Source organism: Streptomyces sp. CB02980, assembly GCF_014451325.2.
Taxonomy (GTDB): domain Bacteria; phylum Actinomycetota; class Actinomycetes; order Streptomycetales; family Streptomycetaceae; genus Streptomyces.
The window spans coordinates 157,613-172,118 of record NZ_JACSCH020000014.1; the positions used below are offsets into that span (position 1 = coordinate 157,613).

The 14,506-nt window shown below is 72.2% G+C and carries 16 protein-coding genes; 10 read left to right on the forward strand and 6 right to left on the reverse strand.

Annotated features, from left to right (window positions below; all coding sequences use genetic code 11):
* Positions 1-37: 37 nt before the first annotated feature.
* A complete protein-coding gene (locus E0F75_RS27225; RefSeq protein ID WP_229313586.1) occupies positions 38-337 on the reverse strand; it encodes a YciI family protein in 300 nt (99 codons plus the stop codon).
* 176 nt (positions 338-513) lie between these two features.
* Here E0F75_RS27225 and E0F75_RS27230 point away from each other — a divergent pair, with 176 nt between their 5' ends.
* The gene (locus tag E0F75_RS27230; protein ID WP_229313589.1) at positions 514-1,209 is read left to right on the forward strand and encodes an endonuclease V; all 696 of its coding nucleotides are present in this window, start codon (positions 514-516) and stop codon (positions 1,207-1,209) included.
* 56 nt (positions 1,210-1,265) lie between these two features.
* Here the strand turns inward: E0F75_RS27230 and E0F75_RS27235 are convergent, their stop codons facing one another.
* Positions 1,266-1,595: a hypothetical protein gene (locus tag E0F75_RS27235; protein WP_229313591.1), complete on the reverse strand. Its 330-nt coding sequence runs from the start codon at positions 1,593-1,595 to the stop codon at positions 1,266-1,268.
* Positions 1,596-1,848: 253 nt separating this feature from the next.
* Positions 1,849-2,811 carry a helix-turn-helix transcriptional regulator gene (locus E0F75_RS27240; RefSeq protein WP_229313592.1) on the reverse strand — a complete coding sequence of 321 codons (963 nt, stop codon included), beginning with the start codon at positions 2,809-2,811 and terminating at the stop codon, positions 1,849-1,851.
* Positions 2,812-3,056: 245 nt separating this feature from the next.
* On the opposite strand from E0F75_RS27240, the gene E0F75_RS40135 reads away from it, so the two are divergent.
* Complete coding sequence (locus E0F75_RS40135) at positions 3,057-3,191, forward strand: hypothetical protein (protein ID WP_267499610.1); 135 nt, start codon at positions 3,057-3,059, stop codon at positions 3,189-3,191.
* A complete protein-coding gene (locus E0F75_RS27245; RefSeq protein ID WP_229313594.1) occupies positions 3,188-3,559 on the forward strand; it encodes a VOC family protein in 372 nt (123 codons plus the stop codon). The genes E0F75_RS40135 and E0F75_RS27245 overlap by 4 nt, the downstream gene beginning before the upstream one ends.
* A gap of 26 nt (positions 3,560-3,585) precedes the next feature.
* On the opposite strand, the gene E0F75_RS27250 is transcribed toward E0F75_RS27245, so the two are convergent.
* A complete protein-coding gene (locus E0F75_RS27250; protein WP_229313596.1) occupies positions 3,586-4,854 on the reverse strand; it encodes a trans-acting enoyl reductase family protein in 1,269 nt (422 codons plus the stop codon).
* 251 nt (positions 4,855-5,105) lie between these two features.
* Here E0F75_RS27250 and E0F75_RS27255 point away from each other — a divergent pair, with 251 nt between their 5' ends.
* From E0F75_RS27255 to E0F75_RS27270, 4 genes are all read left to right on the forward strand, one after another.
* A complete protein-coding gene (locus E0F75_RS27255; protein WP_229313597.1) occupies positions 5,106-6,263 on the forward strand; it encodes a CaiB/BaiF CoA-transferase family protein in 1,158 nt (385 codons plus the stop codon).
* Between the two features lie 66 nt (positions 6,264-6,329).
* Positions 6,330-7,481 carry an acyl-CoA dehydrogenase family protein gene (locus tag E0F75_RS27260; protein ID WP_229313598.1) on the forward strand — a complete coding sequence of 384 codons (1,152 nt, stop codon included), beginning with the start codon at positions 6,330-6,332 and terminating at the stop codon, positions 7,479-7,481.
* Between the two features lie 66 nt (positions 7,482-7,547).
* Positions 7,548-8,762, forward strand: coding sequence for an acetyl-CoA C-acetyltransferase (locus tag E0F75_RS27265; protein WP_229313599.1), 1,215 nt, complete (start codon positions 7,548-7,550; stop codon positions 8,760-8,762).
* A gap of 47 nt (positions 8,763-8,809) precedes the next feature.
* Entirely contained in the window at positions 8,810-10,984 is a 2,175-nt protein-coding gene (locus tag E0F75_RS27270) for a 3-hydroxyacyl-CoA dehydrogenase NAD-binding domain-containing protein (RefSeq protein WP_229313600.1), read from the forward strand.
* A 33-nt stretch (positions 10,985-11,017) separates the two neighbouring features.
* Here E0F75_RS27270 and E0F75_RS27275 read toward each other — a convergent pair whose 3' ends face one another.
* A complete protein-coding gene (locus E0F75_RS27275) occupies positions 11,018-11,755 on the reverse strand; it encodes a MerR family transcriptional regulator (protein WP_229313601.1) in 738 nt (245 codons plus the stop codon).
* A gap of 139 nt (positions 11,756-11,894) precedes the next feature.
* Between E0F75_RS27275 and E0F75_RS27280 the strand changes: the two genes are divergently transcribed.
* The 3 genes from E0F75_RS27280 (at position 11,895) to E0F75_RS27290 (ending at position 13,463) form a co-directional block, all read left to right on the forward strand.
* A complete protein-coding gene (locus E0F75_RS27280; RefSeq protein ID WP_229313602.1) occupies positions 11,895-12,338 on the forward strand; it encodes a TIGR03618 family F420-dependent PPOX class oxidoreductase in 444 nt (147 codons plus the stop codon).
* Positions 12,339-12,373: 35 nt separating this feature from the next.
* A complete protein-coding gene (locus tag E0F75_RS27285; RefSeq protein ID WP_229313603.1) occupies positions 12,374-12,856 on the forward strand; it encodes a macro domain-containing protein in 483 nt (160 codons plus the stop codon).
* Positions 12,857-12,950: 94 nt separating this feature from the next.
* Complete coding sequence (locus E0F75_RS27290; protein ID WP_229313604.1) at positions 12,951-13,463, forward strand: hypothetical protein; 513 nt, start codon at positions 12,951-12,953, stop codon at positions 13,461-13,463.
* Between the two features lie 34 nt (positions 13,464-13,497).
* On the opposite strand, the gene sph is transcribed toward E0F75_RS27290, so the two are convergent.
* Complete coding sequence (gene sph / locus E0F75_RS27295; RefSeq protein WP_229313605.1) at positions 13,498-14,502, reverse strand: sphingomyelin phosphodiesterase; 1,005 nt, start codon at positions 14,500-14,502, stop codon at positions 13,498-13,500.
* Positions 14,503-14,506 lie beyond the last annotated feature (4 nt).

A 14,506-nucleotide genomic window follows, 5' to 3' on the forward strand; every position in this document is an offset into this window, starting at 1 on the left:
AGAAGGAGGCCTTCACGAGGGGCCTTCAGGAGGGCCGTCAGGAGGGAAGCTGCTCCCGGAACGCGGCGAGCCCCTCGGCGGTCCTGGTCGCGTAGAACTCCGTGATCCGGTACGCGCAGACGCCCTCGACGCTGAACGGGTCGGCCGCCACGATCTTCTCGATCTCCGCGCGGTCGACCCCGGCGGCCAGGATCACGCCGCCGTCGCGCGGGTTCTTGCGCCCCGAGGCGACGATGACGCCGGCGGCGTACTGCGCGTCGAGCCACGCGATGTGCGCGTCGAGCAGCGCGTCCACGCGCTCGACCGGCGCGGTGTAGGTCAATTCCAGAACGAACATGATCGCCAGGCTACCGGGCGAGGCCCGGACCTCGCCGGGCCGTCCCGACCCCCGGACGCCGTCCGGCTCACGCCGTTCGGCGCTCTGCGCGCCGCCCCGCACCCTCCGCGGCCCCGTGCCTTCCGTGGCACGGGGCTGGGAGCCGGTCGGCGGGCGACCATAGGGTGGCCCGCATCATGACGATCATCGAGATTCCGGCGGGCTGGCCCGCCGACGAGCCCGCCGCCCGGGCCGTCCAGCAGGAGCTGCGCGGACGCCTCGTCCGCGACGAGGAGGGGCCGGCGGTCGGCGAAGGGCATGTCACGGGGCTCGACGTGGCCTACGACGACGAGCGCGACCTCGTCGCCGCCGCGGCCGTCGTCCTGGACGCGCGGACCCTGGAGGTGGTGGAGGAGGCCACGGCGGTCGGCCGGGTCTCGTTCCCGTACGTCCCCGGGCTGCTCGCCTTCCGGGAGATCCCGACGGTCCTCGCCGCGCTCGACCGCCTGACCGCCGACCCCGGCCTGCTCGTCTGCGACGGCTACGGCCTCGCCCACCCCCGCCGCTTCGGCCTCGCCAGCCACCTCGGGGTGCTCACGGGCCGGCCGTCGATCGGCGTCGCGAAGAACCCGTTCACCTTCACGTACGAGCAACCCGGCCCGGAACGCGGTGACTCCGCCCCGCTCCTGGCCGCCGGCGAGGAGGTCGGTCGTGCCCTGCGCACCCGGGCCCGGGTGAAACCGGTCTTCGTCTCCGTCGGACACCGGGTCTCCCTGCCCCACGCCTGCGCCCACACCCTCCACCTCACCCCCCGCTACCGCATCCCCGAAACGACTCGTCACGCGGACTCCCTGTGCCGCAGTGCCCTGAGGGAGGCCCTCGGCGACGACTGAGGCAGGGGGCGCGGTTGCCCGCGCCCCCTCCGGTCGTGCCGGGTCGGTGAGCGGGTTCAGAGGAACCACATGAGCTGGACCCTGATGGAGAGGTCCTCAGGCCAGCGCACTTCCACGCGGACCTGTACGTGCGGCCCGTCCAGGGGCACCACGCTGTGCAGGGTGATGACCGCGCTTCCCATGATGGGCTTGTCGGTGACGGGGCTGAACTCCGTGACGGCGCCGAGCACCATGGCGCCCGGTCCCCTGAAGCCGGGGACGTCCAGAACCGCTTCGAAGACACCGTGGCCCCACAGGTCGAAGGGCTGGGCGGCCATCTCCGGATTCAGGAGTGCCCTGCTGTCGCTTCCACCCGTGGACGGGATCGTCTGATTGCTGTGGGTCATGGCCCTATCCCTTCAGTGAGGAGGTGACCGGACCGTGTACGTTCCGGTCTCCTTTCTGATGGTGGGCTGGATCCGTGCCGCTGAGGCCCCCTGAAAATGGGGATGGACAACCGCGGATGAGGATGCGGACGGATCAGCAGGTCCGCAGGTCCGCAGGTCCGCGGGTCCGCGGGTCCGCGGGTCAGCGGGTCCGCAGGTCCGCGGGTCCGCGGGTCCGCGGGTCAGCGGGTCCGCAGGTCCGCAGGTCCGCAGGTCAGCGGGTCAGCGCGGCGCTGAGTTCGTCGCGCCCGTCTGCTCCGGTCTTGCGGAAGACCGCCTTGAGATGGTCGTTGACCGTGTACGCGGACAGGTCGAGGCGGCGGGCGATCTGCTTGACGGACGCCCCCGTGCGGAGCTGCGTGACGACGTCGCGTTCTCTGGGGGTGATGCGGTACCACTCGCACAACGACGGCAGGACCGAGTCCCACGTGGCCCCCTGGATGACGAGGGCGACATCGCCCGTGGCGTCCGCGTCGAGCACCTGGCCCTGACAGGTGGTCCAGCGGCCGCAGGCGGCCGGGGGAGCGCACACCAGGGGAATCGACCCGTCCTGACGGCGGGCTTCCGCCCGGGCGACGAGGGAGAGCGAGACCAGGAAGGCTTCCGGGACCCATGGGGGGATGGCGTGCGTCGACCACTGGTCCAGCCAGAGCCGGGCCTGGGGGCTGACAGCCTTGATCCGGTGGTCGGAACCGACGGTGATCACTCCCGCCGACAGCGGGGGCACCTCTGGGCAGAGAGGACCGGCCGTCGCGTACCGGCGCAGGGCGGCCAGCAGCGCCGGTACCAGCCGGGCCGCCCGCTGGGCGTCGTCCTGGCCGAACGGCGCGGCACCTTCGCAGCGCAGCAGTCCGAGAGCCCCCCACACGCCGCGCCTGTCCTGGAGCAGCAGACGCAGCTCGGAACTCGCCCCGTGGGCGGTGAGAATGTCTCGCATGCGCGGGTCAGGCACGGGTGACGTGTCCGTGCCCGCGCCGACGACGACGGCCGGGCTCCGCAGGAGAGTCGGGATCGCCGGCTGCTGCGGGTCACCCCCCAGATGCCGGTGCAGGACGAGCTCCCTGACCAGAGCGGGGTCGTACTCGTGCCAGAAACTGAAACTGCCCAGCCCAGGACCGGTTGCCGGGTCGGTTCCCACCAGGCTCAGCCCGTCGTGGGCCACGATGGGGGCGAGCACGCGGGAGATCCCTGCTCCGAGCTGTTCGGGGCCGGTGGGCCGGCTTGCCGCGGCAAAGAGGTCACACGCAAGACGCCTGTCGTCGAAGAACGTAAGGCCCATACCACCCGATTATCCCGTCGGCCTCCCCGGACGCGCGACCGCGCAGGCCCGGGGCCGACTGCACCCTCCCCGGGTACGTCGAACGGCAAGCTGAGTACCTGTACGGATACCGGGTCGCGTGGGGGACCGGCAGAGTGGGGGCCATGACAACACCCCTTTCCGTTTCGTCGCGTTCCGCTGGGCGCGGCCCGAACCAGATCCTCGGCGGGGCCGTTCCGGTCGTCCCCGCCCGGGTCCGCGCCATGCCGTACGTACTCGCCGACGGGGCCTCGGTGTGATCGGGCGCCTGCGGTGCCTCGTTCTCGACTGCCCCGATGCCTGGGAACTCGCCGAGTTCTACCGGCAGTTGATCGGCGGCGAGGTGGACAGCCCCGAGCCGAGGTGGGCCGTCGGTGAGGGGTCCGCCGTGTTGCGTGGTGACGGCGGTCCCGTCCTCGCCTTCCAGGGCGTGGCCGACCATCGGCCGCCCGTCTGGGGTGCGCCCGAGCAGCAGTTCCATCTGGACGTGCGGGTCGACGACCTCGACGCCGCACACGAGGCCGTGCTCGCGCTCGGGGCCGAGCCGCTCGACGACGGCGGTGGCGACGCGGCCTGGCGGGTCTACGCCGACCCCGCAGGCCACCCCTTCCGCCTCGTACGGCCCTGACCCCTCCCGTAGTCGGCCCTCGCCGCTCAGCCCCGGTGCGCCACCCGGAAGCGGATGCCCGCCGCCCGCAGCCGGGCGATGAGCGCGTCGCCCATCGCCACCGCCGTCGTCACCTGGCCCGACGTCTTCGGCAGCGGGTCGAAGGCGAGGCTGAGTGCCGACTCGGCGAGCATCTTCGCCGTCTCGTCGTATCCCGGGTCACCGCCCGAGACCTCGGTGAACACCCGGCGTCCGCCGCCCTCGCCGACGAAGCGCACCGAGAACCAGCTGCGGGCCCGTCGCTCGGCGGACGGGCCCTGTCCCGCCTGGTAACGCTCCATCAGCCAGGCGCGGACCGGCGGCAGTTGGGCCGCCGCCACGCCCGCGCCGATGGCCGCGGTGCCCCCGAGGGCCATCGGGAGCGTCTTCACGGAGGCGTAGTGCCGGTAGCGGAAGTCCGGCCCGTACCGGCCGATGGCCGCCGCCGATCGGGCCACGACCTGCGGGTCGAGCGTCGGCAGCGGCAGCGCCCAGGTCCCGGTCTCCCGGCTGAACCGCGGCCCGCCCAGCGGTGCGCGGGCCCGGCGCCCGACCAACCGCGGTTCGTGCAGCCGCCGTTCGTGCGCCGCCCGCAGAATCTCCCGGCCCCGGCCGAACGCGGTCAGCGCGGACGCGAAGGTGCCGCCGGAGAACTGCGCCCCGGCCCTGACGAAGCCGTCCACCCGGAGCGGTACGTCCTCCGGGAGCTGCTGGACGGTGAAGTACACGCCCAGGTCGTGCGGGACGGAGTCGAAGCCGCAGGCGTGCACGATGCGGGCGCCGGTCTCCCGGGCGCGCGCGTCGTGCCGTACGTACGTCAGGTCGACGAACTCGGCCTCGCCGGTCAGGTCCACATAGTCCGTTCCCGCCTCGGCGCACGCGCCGACGAGCCCGTCCCCGTACCAGACGTAGGGGCCGACCGTCGTGGCCACCACCCGGGCGGACTCGGCGAGTTCACGCAGCGAGCCGGGGTCGGCGGCGTCCGCGACCACCAGCGGAAGCTCGGCGCAGTGCGGCCACCGGGCGGCGAGCCGCTCGCGCAGCGCCGTGAGTCCGGACCGGTTGCGCCCCGCGAGCGCCCAGCGGCACTCCACGGGCGCGTGCGCGGCCAGATACTCGGCGGTGAGTTCGCCGACGAATCCGGTCGCCCCGAAGAGGACCACGTCGTAGGCCCTGGCCGCTTCGGCTCCGGTCGCCGCTTCGGCTCCGGCCGCCGGCTCCGCTCCGAGCTCGTGCCCCGCCCCGGCTTCCCGTCCCGCGTCCGCCCCTGTGTCCATACAGCCCCTCATTTCGGCCGTGCCGCGCCGCCGTGCGCGGTTCTCGTCGTCGGCGGAGGATAGCGGGTCCCGCACCGCACCCCGCCGCCGCCCTACTCCCGAGTACCTGTCCCGGGTAACCGCGAGTACGCCCACCTCCCGCCTCCGGTATTTTCCAAGCGCTTGCTCGGCCGGGGGGCTTGTGCCGAGTGGAACACGTTCCTAGCATCTCCGGTGTTACATCATTGGTGTCACACATGCCTGGGGGCTCGATGAGTACGACGCACACCGCCGGGAACGGCCCGCTCACCGGGGTACGCGTGGTCGAACTCGCCGGCATCGGCCCCGGCCCCTTCGCCGCGATGCTCCTCGCCGACCTCGGCGCCGACGTCGTCCGCGTCGACCGCCCCGGCCCTCCCGGCCTGGGCATCGACCCGGCCCGCGACCTCACCAACCGCAACAAGCGCTCGGCCGTCGTCGACCTCAAGGCAGCGGACGGCCCCGCCACCGTCCTCGACCTCGTCGAACGCGCCGACATCCTCATCGAGGGCTACCGGCCCGGGGTCGCCGAACGCCTCGGCGTCGGCCCCGACGCCTGCCTCGCCCGCAACCCGCGCCTCGTCTACGGCCGGATGACCGGCTGGGGCCAGGAGGGACCGCTCGCCGCGACCGCCGGACACGACATCGGCTACATCGCGATCACCGGCGCCCTCGGCATGATCGGCCCCGACCCCGAAGGACCGCCCACCATCCCCGCCAACCTCGTCGGCGACTACGCGGGCGGCTCCCTCTACCTCGTCGTCGGCGTCCTCGCCGCCCTCCAGCACGCCCGCGCGCACGGCGAGGGCCAGGTCGTCGACGCGGCGATCGTCGACGGCACCGCCCACCTCACCACCATGATCCACGGCATGCTCGCCGCCGGCGGCTGGCAGGACAGGCGGGGCGTCAACCTCCTGGACGGCGGCTGCCCCTTCTACGGTGTCTACGAGACCTCCGACGGCGGCCACATGGCGGTCGGCGCCCTGGAGGAGCAGTTCTACGCGGAGTTCGTCCGCCTCCTCGGCATCGAGGAGGTCGCCCCCGCCCGCCGCGACTTCGGCCGCTGGCCCGAACTGCGCAAGGCCGTCGCCGACCGTTTCCTGAGCCGTACCCGCGAGGAGTGGACCGCCGTCTTCGAGGGCAGCGACGCCTGCGTCGCCCCCGTCCTCTCGATGCGCGAGGCCCCGGCCCACCCCCACCTCGCCGCCCGCGGCACCTTCACCGAGCAGGGCGGCATCGCCCAGCCCGCCCCCGCGCCCCGCTTCTCCGCCACCCCCGGCACCCTCCGCAGGGGACCCGCCCTGCCCGGCGCCGACACCGCCGAGGTCGCCCGCGACTGGGCCGTACCCGCCCTGGAGAGCCCGGCCAGGACCCAGGAGTCCGAGGCGTGAACCGCCCGGCCAGGACCCAGGAGTCCGACGCGTGAACCGACCGACACAGACCCAGGAGACCGCCGTATGAAGCGCCAGCTCTACACCGCCGACCACGAGGCCTTCCGGGCCACCGTCCGCACCTTCCTGGAGAAGGAGGTGCTGCCCCACTACGAGCAGTGGGAGAAGGACGGCATCGTCTCCCGCGAGGTCTGGCTCGCCGCCGGACGGCAGGGCCTCCTCGGCATCGCCGTCGACGAGGAGTACGGGGGCGGAGGCAACCCCGACTTCCGCTACGCGTCCGTCCTCGCCGAGGAGTTCACCCGGGCCGGCACCCCCGGGCTCGCCATCGGCCTGCACAACGACATCATCGGCCCGTACCTCACCTCGCTCGGCACCGAGGAGCAGAAGCGGCGCTGGCTGCCCGGCTTCTGCTCCGGCGAGACCATCACCGCCATCGCCATGACGGAACCCGGCGCGGGCTCCGACCTCCAGGGCATCCGTACGACCGCCGAGGACCACGGCGACCACTGGATCCTCAACGGCTCCAAGACCTTCATCTCCAACGGCATCCTCGCCGACCTCGTGGTCGTCGTCGCCCGGACCACCCCCGAGGGCGGCGCCCACGGCCTCTCCCTCCTCGTCGTCGAGCGCGGCGCGGAGGGCTTCGAGCGCGGCCGGAACCTCGACAAGATCGGCCAGAAGTCCCAGGACACCGCCGAACTGTTCTTCAACGACGTGCGCGTCCCCAAGGAGAACCTGCTCGGCGAGCTCAACGGCGCCTTCGTCCACCTGATGACCAACCTCGCCCAGGAGCGGATGGCGATCGCCGTCGCCGGCATCGCCGCCGCCGAACACCTCCTGGAGATCACCACCACGTACGTCAAGGAGCGCGAGGCCTTCGGACGCCCGCTCTCCCGGCTCCAGCACATCCGCTTCGAGATCGCCGAGATGGCCACCGAGTGCGCCGTCACCCGCACGTTCGTCGACCGCTGCATCGAGGAGCACAGCGATCCGGACGGGGCCGGGCTCGACGCCGTCCACGCCTCCATGGCCAAGTGGTGGGCGACCGAACTCCAGAAGCGGGTCGCCGACCGCTGTCTGCAACTGCACGGCGGGTACGGCTACATGAGCGAATTCCCGGTCGCGCGCGCCTACACCGACGGCCGGATCCAGACCATCTACGGCGGCACGACCGAGATCATGAAGGAGATCATCGGCCGTTCCCTCCTCGGCTGACGCCCCCTTCCCCGTTCCCTTCCCCGTTCCACCCACCCTCATCGCCCTCATCGCGAAAGGCTTCCCGTGAGCACCGAAGCGTACGTGTACGACGCGATCCGCACCCCGCGCGGACGCGGCAAGGCCAACGGCTCCCTGCACGGCACCAAGCCGATCGACCTCGTCGTCGGCCTCATCCGGGAGATCCAGACCCGGAACCCCGGCCTCGACCCGGCCTCCATCGACGACATCGTCCTCGGCGTCGTCGGCCCCGTCGGCGACCAGGGCTCCGACATCGCCCGGATCGCCGCCATCGCCGCCGGACTCCCCGACACCGTCGCCGGCGTCCAGGAGAACCGCTTCTGTGCCTCCGGCCTCGAAGCGGTCAACATGGCCGCGATGAAGATCCGCTCCGGCTGGGAGGACCTCGTCCTCGCCGGCGGCGTCGAGTCCATGTCCCGGGTGCCGATGGCCTCCGACGGCGGCGCCTGGTTCGCCGACCCGATGACCAACCTGGAGACCAACTTCGTCCCGCAGGGCATCGGCGCCGACCTCATCGCCACCATCGAGGGCTTCACCCGCCGGGACGTCGACGAGTACGCCGCCCTCTCCCAGGAGCGCGCCGCGGCCGCCGTCAAGGACGGCCGCTTCGACCGGTCGATCGTCCCCGTCAAGGACCGCGCGGGACTGACCGTCCTCGACCACGACGAGTTCCTGCGCCCCGGCACCACCGCCGACTCCCTCGCCCGGCTCAAGCCCTCCTTCGCCGACATCGGCGAGCTCGGCGGCTTCGACGCCGTCGCCCTGCAGAAGTACCACTGGATCGAGGAGATCGACCACGTCCACCACGCCGGCAACTCCTCCGGCATCGTCGACGGCGCCTCCCTCGTCGCCATCGGCTCGAAGGAGGCCGGCGAGCGCAACGGCCTGGCGCCGCGCGCGCGGATCGTCTCGGCCGCCGTCTCCGGCTCCGAGCCGACCATCATGCTGACCGGCCCCGCGCCGGCCGCCCGCAAGGCCCTCGCCAAGGCCGGCCTCACCATCGACGACATCGACCTGGTCGAGATCAACGAGGCCTTCGCCGCCGTCGTCCTGCGCTTCGTCAAGGACATGGGCATCAGCCTGGACAAGGTCAACGTCAACGGCGGCGCCATCGCGCTGGGCCACCCGCTCGGCGCCACCGGCGCGATGATCCTCGGCACCCTCGTCGACGAGCTGGAGCGGCAGGACAAGCGCTACGGCCTGGCGACCCTCTGCGTCGGCGGCGGCATGGGCATCGCCACCGTCGTCGAGCGCGTCTGACCGTCCCGTCCGAACCCCTCTTCACGGATCCACGGAGAAGCAGAGACATGAGCGAGAGCACCACCATCCGCTGGGAGCAGGACGCGACCGGGATCGTCACCCTCGTCCTCGACGACCCGAACCAGTCCGCCAACACCATGAACCAGGCCTTCCGGGCCTCGATCGTCGCGATCGCCGACCGCATCGAGGCCGAGAAGGACTCCATCCGCGGCATCATCTACACCTCCGCGAAGAAGACCTTCTTCGCGGGCGGCGACCTCAAGGACATGGTCAAGGCGGGCCCCGAGCACGCCCAGGACATCTTCGACGGCGCCCTCGGGATGAAGAACGCGCTGCGCCGCATCGAGACCCTCGGCAAGCCCGTCGTCGCCGCGATCAACGGCGCCGCGCTCGGCGGCGGCTACGAGATCGCCCTCGCCTCCCACCACCGCGTCGCCCTCGACGCCCCCGGCTCCAAGATCGGCCTGCCCGAGGTCACCCTCGGCCTGCTGCCGGGCGGCGGTGGCGTCACCCGTACCGTGCGTCTCATGGGCATCACCGACGCCCTGCTCAAGGTGCTGCTCCAGGGCACCCAGTACGCCCCGAAGCGCGCCCTCGAGAGCGGCCTCGTCCACGAGGTGGCCGCCACCCCCGAGGACATGATGGCCAAGGCCATCGCCTTCATCGACGCCCACCCCGAGTCCCGGCAGCCCTGGGACGTCCCCGGCTACCGGATCCCCGGCGGCACCCCGTCGAACCCGAAGTTCGCCGCCAACCTCCCCGCCTTCCCGGCGAACCTGCGCAAGCAACTGGCCGGCGCGCCCTACCCGGCGCCGCGCGCCATCATGGCCGCCGCCGTCGAGGGCTCCCAGGTCGACTTCGAGACCGCGGCCACCATCGAGAGCCGCTACTTCACCGAGCTCGTCATCGGGCAGACGGCGAAGAACATGATCCAGGCGTTCTTCTTCGACCTCCAGGCCGTCAACTCCGGCGCCAGCCGCCCCAAGGGCGTCGAGCCCCGTCCGGTCCGCAAGGTCGCCGTCCTCGGCGCGGGCATGATGGGCGCCGGCATCGCGTACTCCTGCGCCCGCGCCGGCATCGAGGTCGTCCTCAAGGACGTCTCCGCCGAGTCCGCGGCGAAGGGCAAGGCCTACTCCGAGGCGCTCTGCGCCAAGGCGGTCAAGCGCGGCCGCACGACCCAGCAGAAGGCCGACGCCCTCCTCGCCCGGATCACCCCGACCGCCGAGGTCCGGGACCTGGCGGGCTGCGACGCGGTCATCGAGGCGGTCTTCGAGGACACGGCGCTCAAGCACAAGGTGTTCCAGGAGATCCAGGCCGTCGTCGAGCCCGACGCGCTGCTCTGCTCCAACACCTCGACCCTGCCGATCTCCGTCCTCGCCGAGGGCGTGGAGCGGCAGAGCGACTTCATCGGGCTGCACTTCTTCTCGCCCGTCGACAAGATGCCGCTCGTCGAGATCATCAAGGGCGAGCGGACCGGCGACGAGACGATCGCCCGCGCCTTCGACCTGGTCCGGCAGATCAACAAGACGCCGATCGTCGTCAACGACTCGCGCGGCTTCTTCACCTCCCGGGTGATCGGCCACTTCATCAACGAGGGCGTCGCCATGGTCGGCGAGGGCATCGAGCCCGCCTCCGTCGAGCAGGCCGCCGCGCAGGCCGGCTACCCGGCCAAGGTCCTCTCCCTGATGGACGAGCTGACCCTGACCCTCCCGAGGAAGATCCGCAACGAGACGAAGCGGGCGATCGAGGAGGCCGGCGGCACCTGGACCAGCCACCCGGGCGAGGCCGTGATCGACCGCATGGTCGACGAGTTCGGGCGGCCCGGACGCAGCGGCGGTGCGGGCTTCTACGAGTACGCCGAGGACGGCAGGCGGGGGAAGCTCTGGCCCGGCCTGCGCGAGCACTTCGCCAAGCCCGGGTACGAGATCCCGTTCCGCGACATGCAGGAGCGGATGCTGTTCTCCGAGGCGCTGGACACCGTCCGGCTCCTGGAGGAGGGCGTCCTCACCTCGGTCGCCGACGCCAACATCGGCTCCATCATGGGCATCGGCTTCCCGGCCTGGACGGGCGGCATCCTCCAGTACATCAACGGCTACGAGGGCGGTCTGCCCGGCTTCGTCGCCCGCGCGCGCGAGCTGACGGAGACGTACGGCGAGCGGTTCACCCCGCCCGCCCTCCTGGTGGAGAAGGCCGAGCGCGGCGAGGTCTTCACCGACGCGTGACGGCCACCGGGGGCCGGCGTCGGGCCGGCCCCGTCAACGACGCCTGAACGCCGTCCTCAGCTCCTCGCTCAGCGAACGCTGGAAGGCCGTGAGAAGGGCCTGGACCACCATCGGCTGCATGTGCGCCGAGAGCGACATCATCGCGCTCAGGTGGTCCGGGTCCTCCCCGTTCTCCCGGTACGGGCTCCACACCTCGTCCCGGAAGAGCCGGGAGAGCTCCTGCGCGGCGGCGCGCGCGTGCTCCAGGAGAACGGTGCGGGAGGCGAGGATCGTCTCGTGCTCGATGGGCACGTCGAGCAGCTCGACACCGAGCCGCAGCAGGGCCCCGTCGAGCCGGAAGGTGTCGTCGGCGGCGGTCCGGTCGAGCACGCCCATCGCGGCCAGCCGGTCCACGTCCCGCTCGGTCAGCTCCCGTCCGGCCCGCCGCTCCAGCTCCCGCCGGGTGATGGACTCGGCGGACTCCGGCGCCCAGGAGGCCACCAGGGCCCGGTGGATCGCCAGGTCCTGCGCGCTGAGGTCGGGCGGCAGCTGCTCCAGGTACCGCTCGATCGCGGCCAGCGTCATCCCCTGCCGCTGGAGCTCCTCGATGAGCCCGAGCCGCGACAGATGGCCCTGTCCGTAGTGCCCGACCCGGCGCGCCCCGATGACGGGCGGCGGAAGGAGCCCGCGGGTCCCGTAGAACCGCACGGTCCGCACCGTGACGCCGGCCCGTGCGGCCAGCTCGTCGACGGTGTAGCTGGGCCCGCCCTCCTCGTCGCTCCCGACGCCCATCCGAGGTGCCTCGCTTCCGATCCACAGCCGAATCCGGCCGCTGAGGCCGACCGGGACAGTATTGCTGTCTCACCAGAGCTGTAAAAGACCATCGCAGGTTTCCCGGCCCGTCCCACGGGCCCGGTTGTAGCCTCGCGAGATGACCGCGACCTTCGACGAAGCCGTCCGCGCCCGACTGCGAGCGCCCCTCATCTGGTATGTCGGCACGGTGTTCCCCGACGGAGCTCCCCAGGTCAGCCCCATGTGGGTGGACCTGGAGGGGGAGGGGGAGCTGATGTTCAACACCTCGGTGGGCCGGGTGAAGGAGGAGAACCTGCGCCGCGACCCCCGCGTCTACCTCTCCCACGCGGACTCGGCCGATCCCTTCGACCGCGTGCAGATCAGCGGCGAGGTGTCCCGCTTCATCGAGGGCGAGGAGGCCCACGCCCGCATGGACCACCTGGCCCGCAAGTACCTGGGCGTGGACCGCTTCGAGTGGACGATGCCGGGCGAACAGCGCGTGGCGGTCGTCGTCCGCCCGCTCAAGGTCCGCCACATCGTCGGCGTGGAACGCTTCCGCCCGGGAGGCCCGGTTCCCGCCTAGGGGCGTTGTCAGTGCGGCGCCGTAGCGTGATCGTCATGAACGGGATCACGTACGTCCGGGGGGACGCGACCGCGCCGCACGGCAAGGGCGTCAAGATCATCGCGCACGTCTGCAACGATCTCGGGGGCTGGGGCAAGGGCTTCGTCCTGGCGATCTCGCGCCGCTGGGGCGAGCCGGAGGCGGCCTACCGCCGGTGGCACCGCGAGCGCGCGCGCAACGACTTCGGCCTCGGCGCCGCGCAGTTCGTCCAGGTCGAGCCGTACGTCTGGGTGGCCAACCTGGTGGGCCAGCGAGGGATGCGCACCGGGCGCAGCACCGGCGTGCCCGTGCGGTACGGGGCGATCGACGCCGCCCTGGGGCTGCTCGCCGGCAAGGCGACCGCCCTGGGGGCCTCCGTGCACATGCCGCGGATCGGCTGCGGGCTCGCCGGAGGCTCCTGGGAGCAGGTCGAGCCCCTCGTGGTCCGGCGGCTGGTGGAGCGGGGGATACCGGTCACCGTGTACGACTTCGGCGCGTAACGGGCGGTGGGGTGGGGGCGTCGTGGGGAATGTCGGTCCCGGGGGCTAGAGTCTGCCGCTGTTCGAACTGGGGGAACGGGAACAGGGGAGTCAGATGTACACGCAACTCAGGGAGACGGCCGACGAGTTGGCCGGAGTCCTGTGGCGGGAGCACACCGTCTACCGGGAGCGGGGCGGCGGTGTGGTCATCCGGGGCGAGCATGTGCGCCGCTGGATAAGCCTCGGTCCCACCGGGGGCAAGGACCAGGCGCTGCTGCGTGCCGGGCGGCTCCTCGACGGGGGCACCACAGCCCCGGCCCGTACCGAGGTGGTCGTCGACCTGAAGGCCGGGACCGCCGAGCTCGCGGCGGTCTGCCGGCGGATGCTCGCCGAGGTCGCCGCGGTCGCCGAGCCCGCCCCGGCGCAGGCGGCGCGTGCGGGGCGGACGGCCGGGTCCGGGATGCCGGGCAGGCAGGGAAAGCCGGGTCGCGCGGCGCGTGCCGCCCGACCCGGCCGGCCCCGCAGGGAGCGGCACACGAGCCTGGGTTCCCTCGTCGTGATGCTCTGCGTCGCCGGAGTCCTCGGTGTCTGGCTCTACAGCCTCTTCGGCGGCGGATACGGGTACTGACGTGACGCCCGGCGCCGGCCGCCCGCCGGTCGGCTCAGAAGCCGGTGACCGGGTAGTGGTCGGAGAGGTTGGTGTACGTGTAGCTCGTGCCCCAGCTGGAGACCGTCCACGGGGCGCTCTTCTCCAGGACCACGTGGTTGGTCCAGTTCGCGGGCCGGGCGTTCCCCGAGCGGTAGAGGACGTAGTCGAGGTCCTCGCGCGGGTCGTCCGGGTAGCGCTCGGAGGCGATCGAGTTCAGGTCGGTGTCGAAGGAGTACGGGTGGCCGGTGCGGGCGTCGGCCCCCGCCAGGCCGGCGTCGGCGAGCATCGTGCCGTACTCGGGCGTGTGCGAGTCGACGTTCATGTCACCGGCGACGATCACCTGCTCGTTCGCGGGTATGTTCTTGGCGTCGAGGAAGGCGTCGATCGCCTTGAACTGCCGGCTGCGCATCTGCGCCGCCTCGCCCGCCGAGCAGCCCGGGTCGGTGGACTGGGCGTGGGTGCCGACGACGTGGACCCTGCTGCCGTTCACGTCGAGCACGGCGTACGCGAAGCCCTTGTTCGACCACCAGTCGGCGCCGCAGGCGTCCTTGTAGACGTGCTGCTCCTTGCGGATGATCGGCCACTTGCTGAGGATCGTCACCCCGCCGTCCTCGGGGGTGGTCGAGGAGTACGAGCCGCCGGTGGCGTCCCAGCCGCTCTTGCTGCGGCCCACGATCGGGGTCTGGTACGGGTACTGGCCGGCGGAGTTCGCCTTGAGGGCGTCCGAGGCGGAGTTGTCGAAGGCCTCCTGGACGACGACGACGTCCTGGCCCTGGTACCAGGGGGCGGCGGGGATCGCCTTGGCCCGGTGGTCCTGGCCCCAGTTCGGGTAGAGCGACTTCGAGAACAGGAACGCGTTGTACGTGAGCACCTTCAGTCGCGGGGCCTCGGCGGCCGCCCCGGCGGAGGCGGCGGTCGCGCTCGGAGCGGTCGCGGCCAGGGTGGCGGCGGCGAGGGCCAGGGACAGGGCGGCGCCGGGGGCGCGGCGGAGCGCGGCGAACGACACAGGAACTCCCATGAGG